This window comes from Faecalibacterium sp. BCRC 81149, from assembly GCF_022750605.1.
In the GTDB taxonomy this organism is placed as follows: Bacteria; Bacillota; Clostridia; order Oscillospirales; family Ruminococcaceae; genus Faecalibacterium; species Faecalibacterium duncaniae.
The window spans coordinates 13,561-29,349 of sequence record NZ_QXJA01000013.1 but is presented as its reverse complement, the minus strand read 5'-3'; the positions used below and the strand labels follow the sequence as shown (position 1 = coordinate 29,349).

The following is a 15,789-nucleotide window of genomic DNA, read 5'->3' as shown; positions in this document are numbered from 1 at the left end:
TTATTCTGCCGCCATCTGTTCCGGCGGCAGATTCTCTTTCAGCAATTCGCACAGGCCGCTGTACCGCAGGTTCTGCCGGACATTGGACATCATCCGGTTCACCACGTCCCGCCGCCCGGCCACGATGCACAATTTGCGGGCGCGGGTCACGCCGGTGTAGAAGAGGTTGCGGTAGCAGAGCCTCGGCGGCACCTGCGCCACCGGCAGCACCACCGCCGGGAACTCGCTGCCCTGGCTCTTGTGCACCGTGATGGCGTAGGCGATCTCCAGCTCGTTCAGGTTTTCCGCCGGGTAGAGCAGGCGGCGGTCATCCATCCGCACCACCATGGAGCGGTCGCGCATGTTGATGGATTCCACAATGCCGATATCGCCGTTATAGGCTCCCACGCCCTGTTCCCCGCCAATGCGGTTCCAGACGATCTCGTAGTTGTTCCGCACCTGCATCACCTTGTCGCCCACCCGGAACACCCGGGAGGCGCTTTGGAGCTGGGGCTTGCCCTTCTGCTCCGGGTTGAGCAGGTTCTGCAGCTCCACATTCAGCGCCTGGGTACCGGTGGGCCCCAGCTTGGTGGGGCAGAGCACCTGAATATCCCGGACAGGGTCAAAGCCATAGCTCCGGGGCAGACGAGTGGTGACAAGATCGCACACCAGTTTCTGCGCCGCATCGCCGTCCGATTCCAGAAAGAAGAAATCGTCTGTCTTGCCGCCCTTCTGCAGCGGCTCACTGCTGATGATGTGGTGGGCGTTCTCCACAATAAGGCTGCGTCTGGCCTGCCGGAAGATCTCGTTCAGGCAGACGGTGGGCACCAGCCCGGAGCGGATGACCTCCCCCAGAATGTTGCCGGGCCCCACGCTGGGCAGCTGATCGGCATCGCCCACCATGATAATGCGGCAGCTGTACCGCAGGGCTGCAATGAGCGCCTGAAACAGCTTCACATCCACCATACTCATCTCATCCAGAATGACCACATCGCATTTGAGCAGGTTCTTGTCATTGTGGATGAAGCTGACCACGCCGCCGGAGTAGTCCACCTCCAGCAGGCGGTGGATGGTAGATGCCTTGCGGCCGGTCAGTTCACTCAGCCGTTTGGCCGCACGGCCCGTGGGAGCACAAAGTGCCACCCGGTCTGCCTGATGCTCCAGCAGCTGCAGGATGGCATTGACTGTGGTGGTTTTGCCGGTACCGGGGCCGCCGGTCAGCACAAGGCAGTTTTCGGTCATGGCCTTGCGGATGGCTTCCCGCTGCAGGGGCGCATAGGAAAAGCCCTGGGTCAGCTCCAGCACCTGGATGTTTTTATCAAGGTCCCGCACCGTCTGCTTTTCCCGCTTCGCCAGCAGGGCCAGCCGGTCGGCAATGGCCTGTTCTGCTTCCAGCAGGTCAGGCAGATAGATATACGGCACCGCCTCCAGCATCTTTACGCCAAGCTGCCCGGTCTCAATGCAGTGGTCCAGCGCGCGGGCCAACTTCTCGGGCGGCTGCTGGATGAAGTGGGATGCCGTGTCAAGCAGCTGCGCACGGGGCAGACAGGTGTGGCCGTTGCCCGCGTTGTGGCGCAGGGTACGGAGAAGCGCTGCTTCCAGCCGCTGGGTGCAGTCCCCTTCCATATGATAATACTGTGCAATGCTGTCCGCATGGCGGAAATCCAGCTGCAGGGGTTCCCCACAGAGCAGATAAGGGTTCTGGGAAATGGCCTGCATGGCACCGGGGCCAAAGACGCGGAACACCTCCATGGCGCGGCGGGGGCTGATCTCGAACTGCGCCAGATAGGCGATCAGTTCCCGCATTCCGAACATCCGCTTGAACTCCTGCTGGATGCGGTCGGCCTTGTCTGCCGAGATGCCGGGGATCAGGGTGAGCTGGGCGGGATCGTTGGCAATCACCTCCAGCGCCGCCGCGCCAAATTTATCGATGATCTTATTGGCCGTGCGCGCTCCGATGTAAGGCAGAGAACCGCTGGCAAGGAAGGCGTATACCGCTTCCAGATCCTTCGGCATATCGGTCTCGCATTCCTGGGCGTGGAACTGGCGGCCATAGGTGGCGTGGTTCTCATATTTACCGCGGCAGACCACGCTCTCGCCCGCATGGAGCTCGCCCACGATCCCGCACACCACGGTCACCGTGCCGCCGCCGGAAATTTCAAACACCGTGTAGCCGTTATCCGGGTTCTCGTAGATGATATCCTCCACCGTGCCCTCGATCTGTTCCAGCTCCATGCTCCTCACCCCCTTGTGACATAATTATTTATAGTATAATCGTTTTGGTGTTATTTGTAAAGGAATCGGGCAGGCCCTGCTCTATACAACCTCTCAGCTTTGGCGTTGCGTGAAGCTTTCCCTCTTCGCCAAGGCCTCCCCTACTAGGCAACAAAAGAGCCGCCCTTCTGCGGTTTCGCAAAAGAGCGGCTCAATTTTTACAAGTTTGCGTGCGGTCTTGCTTTTTCCTGTTTCAGCTTCCGGAACACAACGATATATGCAGGGATCAGGAAGAAGCAGGCAAAGAACCAGGCCACCGGATTTGCAATACAGGCGGCAAAATAGCCCCACAGCGGCACGAACAGGAAACCCACCAGAGCACGGGCGATCATCTCCGCCACACCAGCAAACATGGCCAGGCTGGAATAACCCAGACCCTGAATGGTGTAGCGGTAAATGATAAGGACCGCCAGCGGGATATAGAACACGCTGTTCCAGAAGATGAAGCTCTGGGCGTTGGCCATGATCTCGGTCTGGCTGCTCTCAAGGAACAGGCCGATCAAAGCCTTATCCAGCACGCGCAGGATCAGGAAGGATGCCACACTGTACACACAGCCGATGCCCAGGGCGGTGTTCACGCCCTTGTTCACACGGTTCAGGTCGTTGGCACCCATGTTCTGGCTGGCGTAGGTGGTCATGGCCGTGCCAATGCTCTCCAGCGGGACGGACAGGAACTGTGCCGCCTTGCCGCCTGCAGTCTGTGCTGCCACGATGTCGCTGCCCAGGCCATTGACTGCACCCTGCAGCACAACGGAACCGATGGCCGTGATGCTGCACTGCAAACCCATGGGGATGCCCATGCCGCACAGCTTGACACAGTGCTGTCTGCTCAGGCGGCTTTCTTCTTTGTTCCAGCGCAGCTCATTATAATGCTTGAGGATGTACCACAGGCTGCCCAGACCGGCTACTGCCTGGCTGAACACGGTGGCGAACGCCGCACCGAACACGCCCATCTTGAAGACGATGATACAGAGCAGATCCAGCCCGATGTTCAGAAAGCTTGCCACCAGCAGGAAGTACAGGGGCCGCTTGCTGTCGCCCAGAGCGCGCATCAGGGCGCTGGTCATGTTATACAGCAGCGTAAACGGGATGCCGATAAAGATGGTGCGGATGTAGATATCTGCCAGATCAATGATGTTGTCCGGGGTATTGGTCCAGACCAGAATGGAACGGGTCATGGCCACTGTGACCACGGTAAGCACTGCGGCAAAAAAGACGCTCAGCCAGACGGCATTGGCGGTGTAGCGGCGCATCTCCGCATAGTCTTTTGCACCGAATGTCCACGAGATGGGGATGGAGAAGCCGCAGGCAATGCCGTTGACAAAGCCCAGCACCAGATAGTTCAGACCGCCCACACTGCCGACCGCCGCCAGGGCTTCCACGCCCACAAAGCGGCCCACGATGATGGTATCTGCCAGATTATAGAACTGCTGGAACAGGCTGCCCAGCATCAGCGGCACCGCAAAGGCAAGGATCAGCTTGAGCGGGCTGCCCTGCGTCATATCTTTCGTCATACACACGTTCCTCCTTGGGAAAGCATCACAGACCTTATCACACGAATTTTTTCCGACAAAAACGCCCTGCCGCGCAATGGGCAGGACGTTTTTGTTCATGTGGGTATTATATCAGGTTGTGATGAATTTTCAAGAGGCTTTTTCAAATTTCTCAGTGCTTCCCGGCCAGATGCTTCAGCAGCTGGAACAAAACGCTCCAGAAACCCGTTCCGGCATTGCCCGAAGGCGGGGTATCCTCATCCGGAACGCTCAGCGGCGGGTCATTCTGAATAGTGTGCGAGGAACTGTCTGGTACGCTCCTCCCGGGGATGATCGATGAGCTGTTTGGCCGGTCCTTCTTCCACGACCACGCCGCCATCCATGAACAGGATGCGGTCGGCCACATCGCGGGCAAAGTGCATCTCATGGGTGACAATGATCATCGTGGTCTTGCGGTCAGCAAGATCGCGCAGGACCTTCAGCACCTCGCCGGTCAGCTCCGGGTCGAGGGCGCTGGTGGGCTCATCAAAGCAGAGGATATCCGGGTGAAGCGCCAGCGCGCGGGCAATGGCCACACGCTGCTGCTGACCGCCGGAGAGCTGATGCGGGTAGTGGCCGGCCCGCTCCGAAAGGCCCATCTGCGCCAGCAGTTCTCTTGCCTGCTGTTCCAGCTCCGCGTGGATGACTTTTTTATTCGCCTGATACTCCGGGCGTTCCTTTGCCAGCAGCTCCCCTGCCAGCATCACGTTCTGCAAGGCCGTGTACTGCGGGAACAGGTTGAAGTTCTGGAACACCAGACCAAAATGGAGCCGCTTTTTGCGGATCTCACTTTCCTTCTGGGTGGCAGGGTCGGCGGCATCCCACATGGTCTCGCCGTTCACCTTGATCACACCCGTGTCAGGCCGTTCCAGAAAGTTCAGGCAGCGCAGCAGCGTTGTTTTGCCGGAACCGGACGAGCCGATGATCGCCAGCGCTTCACCCTGCTCCAGATCCAGGGAGATGTCCTTCAGCACATGGGTCTCGCCAAAATTTTTCCCGATACCGGAAGCTTCGAGCAACGCCATAATCTATCTGCCTCCTTAGCAGCGGAAATAATCGAGCTTTTTTTCAGCCCAGTTGAACAGGATGGTCAGTGCGCCCACAAACACCAGGAAGAAGAGCGCGGTAGAGAACAGTGGCCAGATCAGGCCCTTTGCGCTGTACTCCTTGGCCATCATAATGATCTCCTTATTGGCAATGGTGTTTGCCAGCGAGGTATCCTTGACCAGCGTGATGATCTCATTGCCCATGGGGGGCAGGATGCGCTTGACGACCTGAAGCAGAGTCACCTTGAAAAAGATCTGCGTTTTGGTCATGCCAAGCACCTGCCCGGCTTCGGTCTGCCCCTTGGGCACCGCTTCAATGCCGCCGCGGTAGATCTCAGAAAAATAGCAGGCATAGTTGATGGCAAAGGCCACCACCGCCGCCACCATCCGTCCGCCGGAGCCGGAGGGCCAGGGGTTGTTCATGCCCAGCAGGCCGGGGCCCAGATAGATCACAATGATCTGCAGCATCAACGGAGTGCCGCGGATGATCCAGACAAAGGTCTTGACCAGCCCGGCCAGCGGCTTGCAGCGGCTCATGGAGCCAAACGAGACCACCAGCCCCAGCGGCAGTGCAAACAGCAGTGTCAGGGCAAAGAGCTCACAATTGAGCAGGAACGCGCCGGACAGGCGCATAAGAATCACAGACACAAAAACACACCTTTTTTATTCAGAATCCATATTCCCCTTCCATCACAGCCGGTGAAAGTTCCCTCTGCTTGGGAGCCTTTCACGCATCGGCAACAAAAAGCCTCCCTCACCGAGGGAGGTTGCATCGCATAGCGATGACGGAAGGAGCTTTTCAACAAATTCAGTCAGCCAGTGCCAAATCGTACTTATCGGCCAGTGCCTGCATAGTACCATCGGCCTTCAGTGCATCAAAGGCCTCATCCACAGCGGCGGTAGCATCACTGCCCTTGCGGAATGCCACGCCGTACTCCTCGGCGTTCAGCTCGTCCACGATCTTCAGGTCGGCATAGTCAGTGCCCTCACCGATCATGGCGTTGGCCAGGGTCAGGTCAAGTACAGCGGCATCGGCAGTGCCTGCGGCAACTTCCATCAGGCAGTCGGTCTGAACGCTCTTGGAAACGTAATCAGCCTGTGCCAGGTTCTCGTCTCCCTCAATGGCGGCCTCACCGGCGGAACCCGCCTCGGCAACCACAGTCTTACCCACCAGGTCAGCGGTAGAGGTATAATCGGTGCCATCTTTCACAACGACCACCTGTGCATTCTTTGCATAAGCCTTGGTGGCAGCGGTGTTCTGCATGATGTCATCGGTCAGAGTCATACCGTTCCAGATGCAGTCGATGCTCTTGGCATCCAGCTCCACGACCTTGGTATCCCAGTTGATCTCCACAAACTCCGGCTCCACGCCCAGCTTTTCGCAGACAGCAGTGGCCAGCTCGGTATCAAAACCCGTGAAGTTGCCATCCGCATCGGTGTAGTTCATGGGCTCGTAAACGGTGTAGCCGATGACCAGCTTTCCCTTGCCCTTGATGTAATCCAGATCGCTGCCTGCAGACTGGGATGCGGCAGCACTGCCGGAAGCAGAAGCAGAGGCAGATGCGGCAGTGGAAGTGGAAGCGGCACCGCCGCAGGCGGCAAGGCTCAGTGCCATGGCACCGGCCAGGAATGCAGATACAAGACGTTTCATATACGGTTCCTCCCTCAGTGGCAAGCAGCCTTGTTTCATTGCTTTACCATGCTAAATCGCTAAACTGTGGTTATAGAATAGCGCGTTTTCTGCCGTTTTGCAAGGGGGAAAACTGATTTTTCGCAGTTTGCTCAAATCTTTACCGCTTTACCATGGCAAAGCGGGCAATTTGACAAAATAAAATCGCCGCGTCGGCAGCTGCCAGACGCGGCGAGAGGTTTCTCTCTGAAAACGCAGCGGAATGCCACCGCCCCCTATCCGGGAGAGCCGGTGCGCGATTGCAGGACTGAATGGGCTTTCTCCTCAGCTCAGGGCATCCAGCGCCGCCTTTTGCAGATCGGTGATGTCAATGGTACACAGAGCCTTCAGGTCGGCATCGCCGCCGGAAAGTCCGGCGATCTCGGTGCGGGTCTTGCCCTTGAGGGCATCACAGAAGCCTTCGCTGTGCTCATACCACTCCTTGCCCAGCGCCGATGCGCCGCGCATCCCATAGTCCTCGCCCAGCTCCAGCTTGGTCTTGACGAGGTCCGGGGCTGTCACACCGCCGTCCGACACCACCGTCAGGGCCGGCTCGGCCATATCCGCAATGGCACTGGTCACGCGGTGATCCGCATCGGTGGTCAGTGCCACGATGCTCACATCCACCTGCGCATTCACATCCTTGTCATCGGTGGCGGTAATGTCCGAAGTCCCGTTCACCGCTTCGATGCCCAGCGCGGCCCTGTCGCCCTTGGCGGCACCCAGTGCCCTGGCATTGGCGCAGGCCCGGGTCACGGCATCCCGGTAACGGTCCACAGCAATGGTACACCCGCTCAGCAGGTCGGCATCCGTGGCTTTGCCATCCTTATCCACTTTGAGCATGGAGACCTGTTCCGGGGTCATGCCGATCAGGTAACTGGCAAAGGCATCCGCCTGTTCCGCCCACCCCTTTTTCAAGGAAGAGACCTCGGCCAGCGGGTAATCGTCCCCCTTCTGCCGCTTGGTGCGCCAGTCGGTGGGCAGGGTCACATGGCCGGTGCTGTCCGCCGAAACAGACACTTCCAGCTCATCCAGCAGAACACTCTCCAGTTTGCCCTCGCCATCCAGCAGGACAGCGGCCGCTGCCAGTTCAATTTTCCCTGCCCTGTCCTGATCGGTGGCCTCTGTTACCACACCCAGACCGGTTTTCCATGCCGCTGTCTGGGTCTGTGCGGAGGATGTGCCGCTGCTTCCGCTCATGCTGCCGGAGCTGCCCGACCCGGCGTTCGTTTTGCCGCAGGCGGTCAGCAGCAGCGCCGCCGCCATGGCACAGCTCCAAAGAGCCCGATGGTTCTGATTCATAGATACGCTCCCTTTCCACACGGCCCGTTGGGCCTTTGCCCCATAGTATGTCCAGAAGAACGTAAAATTACGCAGCCGACGGGAGTTTTCCAAAGCAAGTGTCCGCTGGGGTGGGACCCTGTTGCCGCAGGCAATAGGGCGGGCGATGGAATGGCCCGTTTCACTTGCGCGGAAAAGCTCCCCGAGTGCTGCGCGCAGCCGCTTACATCAACGGACTCAGCAGCCGCAGCACGCTGTCCAGTGCTGTGCCCGGCAGATTGGTGCGGCAATCGGACCGCATGATCTCCCGGCACTGCGGCAGGGTGCGCTCCACATCCTTCCGCAGGGCGGCGATCTGGCTGTTATGGAAAAGCAGTGTTCCACATTCAAAGTGGAGGAACAGGCTCCGATAATCCATATTGATGCTGCCCACCACGGCGACACGGTCATCACTGACATAGCACTTGGCGTGGAGGAAACCGGGCGTGAATTCATAAATGCGCACGCCCGCCCTGAGCAGGGGCAGATAGTAGGAGCGGCTGAGCCGGAACACCAGCTTCTTGTCCGGGATCCCGGGCAGGATGAGCCGCACGTCCACCCCGCGCTTGGCCGCATTTTTCAGAGCATCCAGCATCTCCTCGCCCACGGCCAGGTAGGGCGTATAGATATAAACATATCTCTGGGCCTGAGAGAGGATGTCCAGATAGACTGTCTCGGCCAGCGGTTCCTCATCCAGCGGGCTGTCCGCGTAGGGCTGCACCACGCCATCCTGCACTGCGGGCAGGCGGGTGGGCGCAAAGGCGGTGTAATCGGTCTCCTGCGGGCGGAAGGCGTTCCATGCATTGAGGAACATCACGGTAAAGTTCCAGACAGCGGCACCCTCCAGCCGGATGGCCGCATCCTTCCAGTAGCCGAAGCGCTGCTCGGCATTGATATACTCATCCGCCAGATTCACGCCGCCGGTGTAGGCCACATTGCCGTCAACCACCACGATCTTGCGGTGGTCGCGGTGGTTCATCACCAGCGAGACCAGCGGCACCACCGGGTTGAAGGGGATGCAGCGGATGTGCGCCTTCTCCATGCGGATGACAAAATCACTGGGCAGGCCCAGCAGGCTGCCAAAATCATCGTAGATCAGCCGCACATCCACACCCTGAGCGGCCTTGCGGCGGAGGATCTGCTCCACGCCGTCCCACATTTTGCCGGAACGGAGGATAAAGAATTCCAGAAAGATGAACTTCTCCGCCTTGTCCAGATCCGCCAGCAGCTGGGGATACATCTCCTCCCCACAGGAAAAATAGTGGGCAGCGGTATCCCTCCAGGCCGGATACGGCCCGAACTTTGCCACGTAGCGGCTCAGGTTCCGGCTGGAGATATCCAGCGCATCGGTCTGGCCCTCGGGCTGGGCAAGCTCGGTCTGATGGGCCTGTTCCACCTTCTGCATCCGCTCCCGCAGATACTTGGCGGGGGCCTTGTTGCCAAAAGCCAGATAAAGCGCGCCGCCCAGCAGGGGCAGAAGACCGATCAGAACGATCCAGCCGATCTTATAAGCACTGTTTTCATCCTTGCGCACCAGATACAGCACGATCATGATGCTCAGCGCCTTCAGGGCACCGTTCAGCCAGACCCGCCCCGCCGTGAACGACCAGAACGCCCAGAGCAGCCAGAGCACCTGTAAAGCCACCAGCACCACTGTGATCGTGACACGGTTGAAGATGCGGTTGAAAAACTTGACGATAGGCAATCTGAACATGCGGTATCCCTCCCCTGCCGCCAACGGCGATTTTGATGCTGTTAGTATAGCGCAGAGCGGAAGATTTTGCAAACAAAAAAGCGCCCACAACGGCTTTCCCCGCTATGAGCGCCTATTCGATCGTGGGCAGAATTTTTCCGAGGGCCGTTCGCTTATGCTTCCGCGTCCTCATAACCAACCAGCAGGCCGCCCAGCTCTGCATAATAGCTGCACAGACCGCCGCATTCGCTGATGTCCACCTTTGCTCCATCAAACACAGCCTTTACCATGTGCTTCAGGCGCTCGGCGGCAGCGGGATTGCCGCAGTGAGAGATATGGAGCCTGCCGTTGGTGTAGCCGTGCTCCTTGAGTTCCAGCACGATGCGCTCCAGCGCACCATGCTCGCCACGGGTCTTGCAGAGAACATCCAGCTCTCCGGCCTCACTTGCCTGACCGATGACCCGGATGCCCAGCATCCGCGCCACAGCGGCAACGGCAGGCTTCACGCGGCCATTGCGGGCCAGATTGGCCAGCGATTCCAGCGAAAAGAGCAGATGGGTGTGCTTGTGGTAGCGGAGCATCTCTTCACAGATCTCGTCAAACTCCTTCCCCTCAGCCAGCAGATCCCGCAGATGCTCGGCCAGCAGGCGCTGCTCCGGGCCGGTGGAAAGGCTGTCCAGCACGAACACCCGCTTGCCGGGGTTCTCCTGCTGGTATTCCTCGGCGGCCAGCTGGGCGGCATTGTAGCTGCCGGACAGGGTGCCCGTGATGGTAATGGCATACACCTCGTCGGCTCCCTCGTAGGCAGCCAGCCAGTCGCTGACGTTGGGGCAGGAAGTTGAGGTCTTGCCCTTATAGGTGCGCAGGGTCTGGGCCATGCCCACGGCATCCATCGTGCCGTTGTCCAGATATTCGGCATCGTCGGTGATGATCTTCAGGGGAACGCATTCAAAATCCACGCCCTGCAAGGTGTACAGGCTGGCGGAGGAATCCACAACGATCTTGGTGTTCATAAGCATTTATCTCCATTCCGGCGGCAGAGGATGCCGCAGTTTTTCCTGTTGTCTGAATCACTATATCAGCTTTTCAAAACCCTGTCAACTGTTTTATTGAATTATTTCAAAAGTTTTCAATTTCCTGTTGACCGCATTTCCAAAACATGGTATACTGTCCGCATGAAATTAGAATCAAACCGCCGCGTTGCGGCCTGCGCCGCAGGGTTTGCCCTGCCCCGGTATGCAGAACTCCCCACCGTAGGGCTTTATCTGGATCAGAGTGTACAGTTTGTCAACGGGTGTTTCCGCACATTTCAGGGGGTGGAGCTCACCGCTTCCATGGTGAGCAACTACGTTAAGAAAGGGATCATCAGCCACCCCATCAAAAAGAAGTATACCCGGGATCAGCTGGCCTGCCTGATCTACATCGTAGTTTCTAAAAATGTCCTGTCCATGGAAAACATCGACAGTCTGTTCAAGATGCAGCGGGCGCATTATACCTCCGCGCAGGCGTATGATACCTTTTGTGATGAGCTGGAGAATTACCTGCCCTATGTGTTCGGCCTGACCAAAAGCTTTTCCGAGCTGGAGCCGGATGTTGATGATGCACGCAAGCTCCTGCGCAGTACCATCATCTCGGCTGTGAACAAGATCTATCTGGACTGCGTTTTCACCGACCTGCGGCAGGAGCAGGCCCTCTGGCCCGATATCCTGCCGGATCTGGCATAATAACAAAAAACAACCCTCTCTGTCACGCTTTGCGAAGCATTGACGGAGAGGGCCTTTTTCTTAAAATGTAAGCGCGGGGCTGATCTCATTGCGGCGCTGGGCCTGTACGATGCAGTCCTTTTCCGGCACGACACCCGCCGCACCCAGGGTGTTGAACATGGTCTGCAAAGCAAGCGCCGGGGTGTTGTTCTCCTGCGAGAGATGGCAGAGGGCAAACTTTTTGCATCCCTCCTGGATCAGCTCCAGCAGCTTTGCCGAGCACTCATCGTTGGAGAGATGGCCCCGGTTGGACTCGATGCGGGAGCGCAGGTAGTAGGGATACCGCCCGCTGCGGAGCATGTGGAGGTCGTAGTTGCTTTCCAGCGCCACCAGGTCACAGCCGCTCAGGGCCTGATGCACCGGCGGGGTCAGGACTCCCAGGTCGGTGGCAATGGTCATGGTCTTGTTGTCCGGGGTGTGGATGCGGTAGCCCACGCAGGGCACGTCGTGGCTGGTGGGGAACATCGTCACGCCGAAATCTCCCACATCCTCTTCCCCGCCGGACAGGGTGCGCAACTCACAGCTGGCGGGCACGATACCGTTTGCATCCAGGAAATCCAGCGTATCATCTGCACCATACACTGGCAGTGGATTCTTTTTGAGAAAGGTGGTCAGCCCCTTGACATGGTCAGAGTGCTCGTGGGTGACCAGAATGCCCGCACAATCGCTGATGTTCAGGCCCAGTTCCTTGAGTGCCGCCGAGGTGGTGCGCACACCCTTTCCCATATCGATGATGATGTACTTTTCCCCCGTGCGCACCACGCTGCAATTGCCGGAGGAGCCAGAGTATAACGAGATGAATTCAGACATTTCAAACCTCAAGAAACGAACCTCTCCGTCATGGCTTCACAAAAGCTCCCTGTCAGGGAAACTTCTGCGAAGCAGACTGAGAGGTTCTGAATGATTACATTGCCGATTCCAGTGCAGCGGGCATCCGCTCCACCTTGCTGATCTCAGCGCCCAGGCCGCGCAGCTTTTCCACGATGTTCTCGTAGCCGCGCTCAATGTGGCCGATCTCCTCGATCTCGCTGGTGCCGTCTGCCATCAGGGCAGCAACGACCATGGCCGCACCGGCACGCAGGTCAGAAGCGCGCAGGGGGGCGGGATTCAGCTTGTCCACCCCCTCAAACACGGCCACCTGACCGTCCACCTGCACCACTGCGCCCATCTTGCGCAGCTCGTCCACATAGCGGAAGCGGTTGTCCCACACGCTCTCGGTGATGGTGGAGGTGCCCTTTGCCACGCTGAGCAGCACACCCATCAGGGGCTGCATATCGGTAGGGAAGCCCGGGTGAGGCATGGTGTTGATCTTCAGCGGCAGGATATCGCCCTTGCGGGAGACGCGGACGGAATCATCGAATTCCTCCACATCCACACCGGCACGGCGGAGCTTTGCCGTGATGGGTTCCAGATGCTTGGGGGTGACATTTTTGATCAGAACGTCGCCGCCGGTGGCAGCAGCGGCAACCATGTAGCTGCCCGCCTCGATCTGGTCAGGGATGATGCTGTAAGTGCAGCCGTGCATCTTTTCCACGCCGCGCACCTTGATCACATCGGTGCCGGCACCGCGCACATCCGCGCCGCACATATTCAGGAAGTTTGCCAGATCAACGACATGGGGCTCCTTGGCGCAGTTTTCCAGAATGGTCTGGCCCTGTGCCATCACAGCGGAGAGCATACCGTTCATGGTAGCGCCCACGCTGACCTTATCAAAGAAGATATGGGCACCGTTCAGTTCCTTGGCACGCACGGTGATCATGCCGTAGTCCACGCTGTCCTCTGCACCCAGTGCGCTGAACACCTTGAGGTGCTGGTCGATGGGGCGGGGGCCCAGATTGCAGCCGCCGGGCATGGCCACCTGTGCCTTGCCAAAGCGGGAGAGCAGTGCACCCAGGAAGTAGTAGCTGGCACGCATCTGGCGGGACAGATCGTCCGGGACGTTGGTGCAGTTCAGATGGGTGGTGTCGATCTCGTAGGTATTGCGGTTCAGCATCTTGATGCCGGCACCCAGGGTGCTCAGGATCTTCAGGCTGACTGCCACATCACTGATGTCCGGCAGATTTTCGATCACACAGACATCTGCCGCCAGAATGGTGGCAGGCAGAATGCCCACAGCCGCATTTTTTGCACCGGAAATGGTGACTTCGCCATGCAGGGGCTTGCCGCCCGTAATAACAAACTTTTCCAATTTTATAATCTCCTTGTCGCAGGCCCGCCAGCGGCAGGGCCACTCAGGGTTCTTACTTGATTTCTCCGCGCACCGCTGGGTACACACCCTCACGATACAACTATCTTATTATACACAACTTCGGGCAAAAAGCAAAGCCCCCTTTTCCCCTGCCCGATTATTTTCTGTTTTGCCCAGAATCTGCGGAAATATTCGATATTTTTGTTTCTTATTTCAAAAATTTTACAATCAGCGCCCCTTACCAGACGCAATCCTCGCTGCAGGTCTCCTTGATCCAGCCCAGCTGATAGGCCTTGACCAGCTGTTTCAGGTCATGCACCCGCTCCCGCAGGATCTCGCCCTCGTCCGTCTCTTCCACCAGAATGCGGTGGTTCTCCGTTTCCAGTATGTTCTTCTGCGACACGATGTCGATGTTTTCGTTCACGGCCTTTTCAGCACTGACAAAGGGCTGATGGGTCCGCAGGGACATGGTGCGGCTGGAGTACACCAACGTATACCCTGCAATGCCGGTCTTTTCATGGTAGGCGCGGCAGAACCCGCCGTCAATGACGACCAGACGGCCCCCGCCCTTGATGGGGCTCTCGCCGCTCTTCTCCCGCACCGGCACATGGCCGTTGACGATGTGGCTGGTGCCGGGCAGGCCGAATTCTGCCAGGATGCGGCGGCAGGCGGCCTCTTCATTGTACCATGTATAATAGGGGTCCTTGACTTCCTCATGGGTAGCGGGGTCGGCAATATACAGCCGCTCAAAGGTGGTCATGGCGCTGCGGCCGAACAACGGCGACAGCTTGCCGCACCACAGATACCACAAAAAGTCCTGACCGCTCCGCCGGGCAGCGCTTCCCTCGGGAGCAAAGTAGCCGCAGCGTGCCCGCTCGTCACAGTAGTCCATCAAGCCGCGGCCCGAGTAGTTGTGTCCCTCGAACCGCTCCACGGCAAAACTGCCGTTTTTGGTCATGGGCACCACGCCGTGGTAGAGCAGGTTGCCGTTCTCGATGTGGTAAACGCTGCCCTTGGCATACAAAAATTCCACATGCTGCTGCAAACGCTCGCTCTGCCGAAAGGATTCCACCAGCTTGCGAAGCACCAGCCGCTCATCCTCATTCAGGGCGGCGGGGTCTGCCGGGTCCACAGTGGGGAAGCTGGTGTCCCGCAGGGGGTATGCCTGCCCGTTCAGGGTTACTGTTCCCTTTTTCCAATCGATGTGCCGCAGGAAATCCCGACCCCGCATCTTGAAATCCGGGTTGCGGTCGATGACCTTGCACTCCATCTTGAGCATCAGAATGGTCACGGCCTTGTGCATCACGGCACAGCGGTGGAGCATTCCCTCGGTGTAAGGGCCGCGCGCCGCGTCGGTGTGGGGCATCCAGAGGGTCAGGTCGTCATTTCCGTAGAACTGCTCGGCCATCCGCTGCAGATGCCGCAGGTTGATGCCGTAGCAGTCCTCAAGCATGGCATGGTTGTGGTAGGCCAGTGTCGTTTTGAGCACGGTGCAGACGCAGATGGGACTTCCGGCGGCGGCACCCATCCAGACCACGTCATGGTTGCCCCACTGGATATCCACATGGTGGTGGCGCATGAGCCGGTCCAGTATGATATCAGGCCGGGGGCCGCGGTCAAACAGGTCACCCACGATGTGCAGCTTGTCCACAGCCAGCCGCTTGATGAGCTCACACAGCCGGACGATGAACCGGTCGGCGCGGCCATTTTCGATGATGCTGCCCACGATCTGCCCGTAATAAAGGTCCTTGTCGTGGTCCTCAAAGTGGGCATGGAGCAGCTCATCCAGAATATACCCGCAGCTGGACGGCAGGCAGGAGCGCACATGCTGCCGGGTATGCTTGGAGGACACCAACCGGCAGATATCAATGAGCTGAAGCAGGGTCTCTGTGTACCAGTGGTCAAGCGCTTCCTCATCCGTGCACTTGGCTTTGAGCCGGGGCAGTTTCTCGTTGGGGTAATAGATGAGCGTTGCCAGCTCTGCACGAGTCTGTTCCGGCACACTCTCCCCCAGCACGATGTCCACCTTTTCCCGGATGACACCCGAAGCCGAGTTCAGGATGTGGACAAAGGCCTCGTTTTCACCGTGCAGGTCGCTCATAAAATGTTCGGTGCCCTTGGGCAGCTTGAGCAGGGCCTGGGTGCTGATGATCTCACTGGCGGCGGCCGCCTGCGAGGGGTAATCCCGTGCCAGCAGGGAGAGATATTTCAAATGATCCCGGATCTCCTCGTTTTCGGTGCGCATGACATCCTCCGTCTGATATGTAGTATTTTTGCATGATATATAATATTCTATCATAGTATACCACATTCCATATCATAAAT

General features: G+C 58.4%; 12 protein-coding genes. 1 reads left to right on the top strand and 11 read right to left on the bottom strand.

Features of this window, described 5'->3' with window-relative positions; all coding sequences use genetic code 11:
* The 8 genes from D3F01_RS12755 to D3F01_RS12720 form a co-directional block, all read right to left on the bottom strand.
* The gene (locus D3F01_RS12755; RefSeq protein WP_242889065.1) at nt 1–2,214 is read right to left on the bottom strand and encodes an ATP-dependent RecD-like DNA helicase; all 2,214 of its coding nucleotides are present in this window, start codon (nt 2,212–2,214) and stop codon (nt 1–3) included.
* A 197-nt stretch (nt 2,215–2,411) separates the two neighbouring features.
* A complete protein-coding gene (locus D3F01_RS12750) occupies nt 2,412–3,767 on the bottom strand; it encodes an MATE family efflux transporter (RefSeq protein ID WP_242889063.1) in 1,356 nt (451 codons plus the stop codon).
* 260 nt (nt 3,768–4,027) lie between these two features.
* On the bottom strand, nt 4,028–4,810 hold the full coding sequence (locus D3F01_RS12745; RefSeq protein WP_242889062.1) for an amino acid ABC transporter ATP-binding protein: 783 nt from the start codon (nt 4,808–4,810) through the stop codon (nt 4,028–4,030).
* A 15-nt stretch (nt 4,811–4,825) separates the two neighbouring features.
* Entirely contained in the window at nt 4,826–5,464 is a 639-nt protein-coding gene (locus tag D3F01_RS12740) for an amino acid ABC transporter permease (RefSeq protein ID WP_005936193.1), read from the bottom strand.
* A 175-nt stretch (nt 5,465–5,639) separates the two neighbouring features.
* Nucleotides 5,640–6,482, bottom strand: coding sequence for a transporter substrate-binding domain-containing protein (locus D3F01_RS12735; protein ID WP_242889060.1), 843 nt, complete (start codon nt 6,480–6,482; stop codon nt 5,640–5,642).
* A 303-nt stretch (nt 6,483–6,785) separates the two neighbouring features.
* Entirely contained in the window at nt 6,786–7,802 is a 1,017-nt protein-coding gene (locus tag D3F01_RS12730; RefSeq protein WP_242889057.1) for a hypothetical protein, read from the bottom strand.
* A 202-nt stretch (nt 7,803–8,004) separates the two neighbouring features.
* Complete coding sequence (gene cls / locus D3F01_RS12725) at nt 8,005–9,534, bottom strand: cardiolipin synthase (protein ID WP_223454465.1); 1,530 nt, start codon at nt 9,532–9,534, stop codon at nt 8,005–8,007.
* A gap of 152 nt (nt 9,535–9,686) precedes the next feature.
* A complete protein-coding gene (locus D3F01_RS12720; RefSeq protein WP_242889055.1) occupies nt 9,687–10,526 on the bottom strand; it encodes a DegV family protein in 840 nt (279 codons plus the stop codon).
* Between the two features lie 162 nt (nt 10,527–10,688).
* Between D3F01_RS12720 and D3F01_RS12715 the strand changes: the two genes are divergently transcribed.
* Nucleotides 10,689–11,237, top strand: coding sequence for a DUF1836 domain-containing protein (locus D3F01_RS12715; RefSeq protein ID WP_117477426.1), 549 nt, complete (start codon nt 10,689–10,691; stop codon nt 11,235–11,237).
* Between the two features lie 60 nt (nt 11,238–11,297).
* On the opposite strand, the gene D3F01_RS12710 is transcribed toward D3F01_RS12715, so the two are convergent.
* From D3F01_RS12710 to D3F01_RS12700, 3 genes are all read right to left on the bottom strand, one after another.
* Nucleotides 11,298–12,086, bottom strand: coding sequence for an MBL fold metallo-hydrolase (locus tag D3F01_RS12710; RefSeq protein ID WP_242889054.1), 789 nt, complete (start codon nt 12,084–12,086; stop codon nt 11,298–11,300).
* Between the two features lie 94 nt (nt 12,087–12,180).
* Nucleotides 12,181–13,464 carry a UDP-N-acetylglucosamine 1-carboxyvinyltransferase gene (locus D3F01_RS12705; RefSeq protein ID WP_117504404.1) on the bottom strand — a complete coding sequence of 428 codons (1,284 nt, stop codon included), beginning with the start codon at nt 13,462–13,464 and terminating at the stop codon, nt 12,181–12,183.
* Between the two features lie 238 nt (nt 13,465–13,702).
* On the bottom strand, nt 13,703–15,709 hold the full coding sequence (locus D3F01_RS12700) for a fructose-1,6-bisphosphatase (protein ID WP_242889053.1): 2,007 nt from the start codon (nt 15,707–15,709) through the stop codon (nt 13,703–13,705).
* Nucleotides 15,710–15,789 lie beyond the last annotated feature (80 nt).

Coding starts and splice junctions, on each gene's coding strand:
- D3F01_RS12735 (WP_242889060.1), bottom strand. CDS start 6,482: ATGAAACGTCTTGTATCTGCATTCCTGGCCGGTGCCATGGCACTGAGC.
- D3F01_RS12755 (WP_242889065.1), bottom strand. CDS start 2,214: ATGGAGCTGGAACAGATCGAGGGCACGGTGGAGGATATCATCTACGAG.
- D3F01_RS12730 (WP_242889057.1), bottom strand. CDS start 7,802: ATGAATCAGAACCATCGGGCTCTTTGGAGCTGTGCCATGGCGGCGGCG.
- D3F01_RS12710 (WP_242889054.1), bottom strand. CDS start 12,086: ATGTCTGAATTCATCTCGTTATACTCTGGCTCCTCCGGCAATTGCAGC.
- D3F01_RS12720 (WP_242889055.1), bottom strand. CDS start 10,526: ATGAACACCAAGATCGTTGTGGATTCCTCCGCCAGCCTGTACACCTTG.
- D3F01_RS12715 (WP_117477426.1), top strand. CDS start 10,689: ATGAAATTAGAATCAAACCGCCGCGTTGCGGCCTGCGCCGCAGGGTTT.
- cls (WP_223454465.1), bottom strand. CDS start 9,534: ATGTTCAGATTGCCTATCGTCAAGTTTTTCAACCGCATCTTCAACCGT.
- D3F01_RS12740 (WP_005936193.1), bottom strand. CDS start 5,464: ATGCGCCTGTCCGGCGCGTTCCTGCTCAATTGTGAGCTCTTTGCCCTG.
- D3F01_RS12745 (WP_242889062.1), bottom strand. CDS start 4,810: ATGGCGTTGCTCGAAGCTTCCGGTATCGGGAAAAATTTTGGCGAGACC.
- D3F01_RS12700 (WP_242889053.1), bottom strand. CDS start 15,709: ATGCGCACCGAAAACGAGGAGATCCGGGATCATTTGAAATATCTCTCC.
- D3F01_RS12750 (WP_242889063.1), bottom strand. CDS start 3,767: ATGACGAAAGATATGACGCAGGGCAGCCCGCTCAAGCTGATCCTTGCC.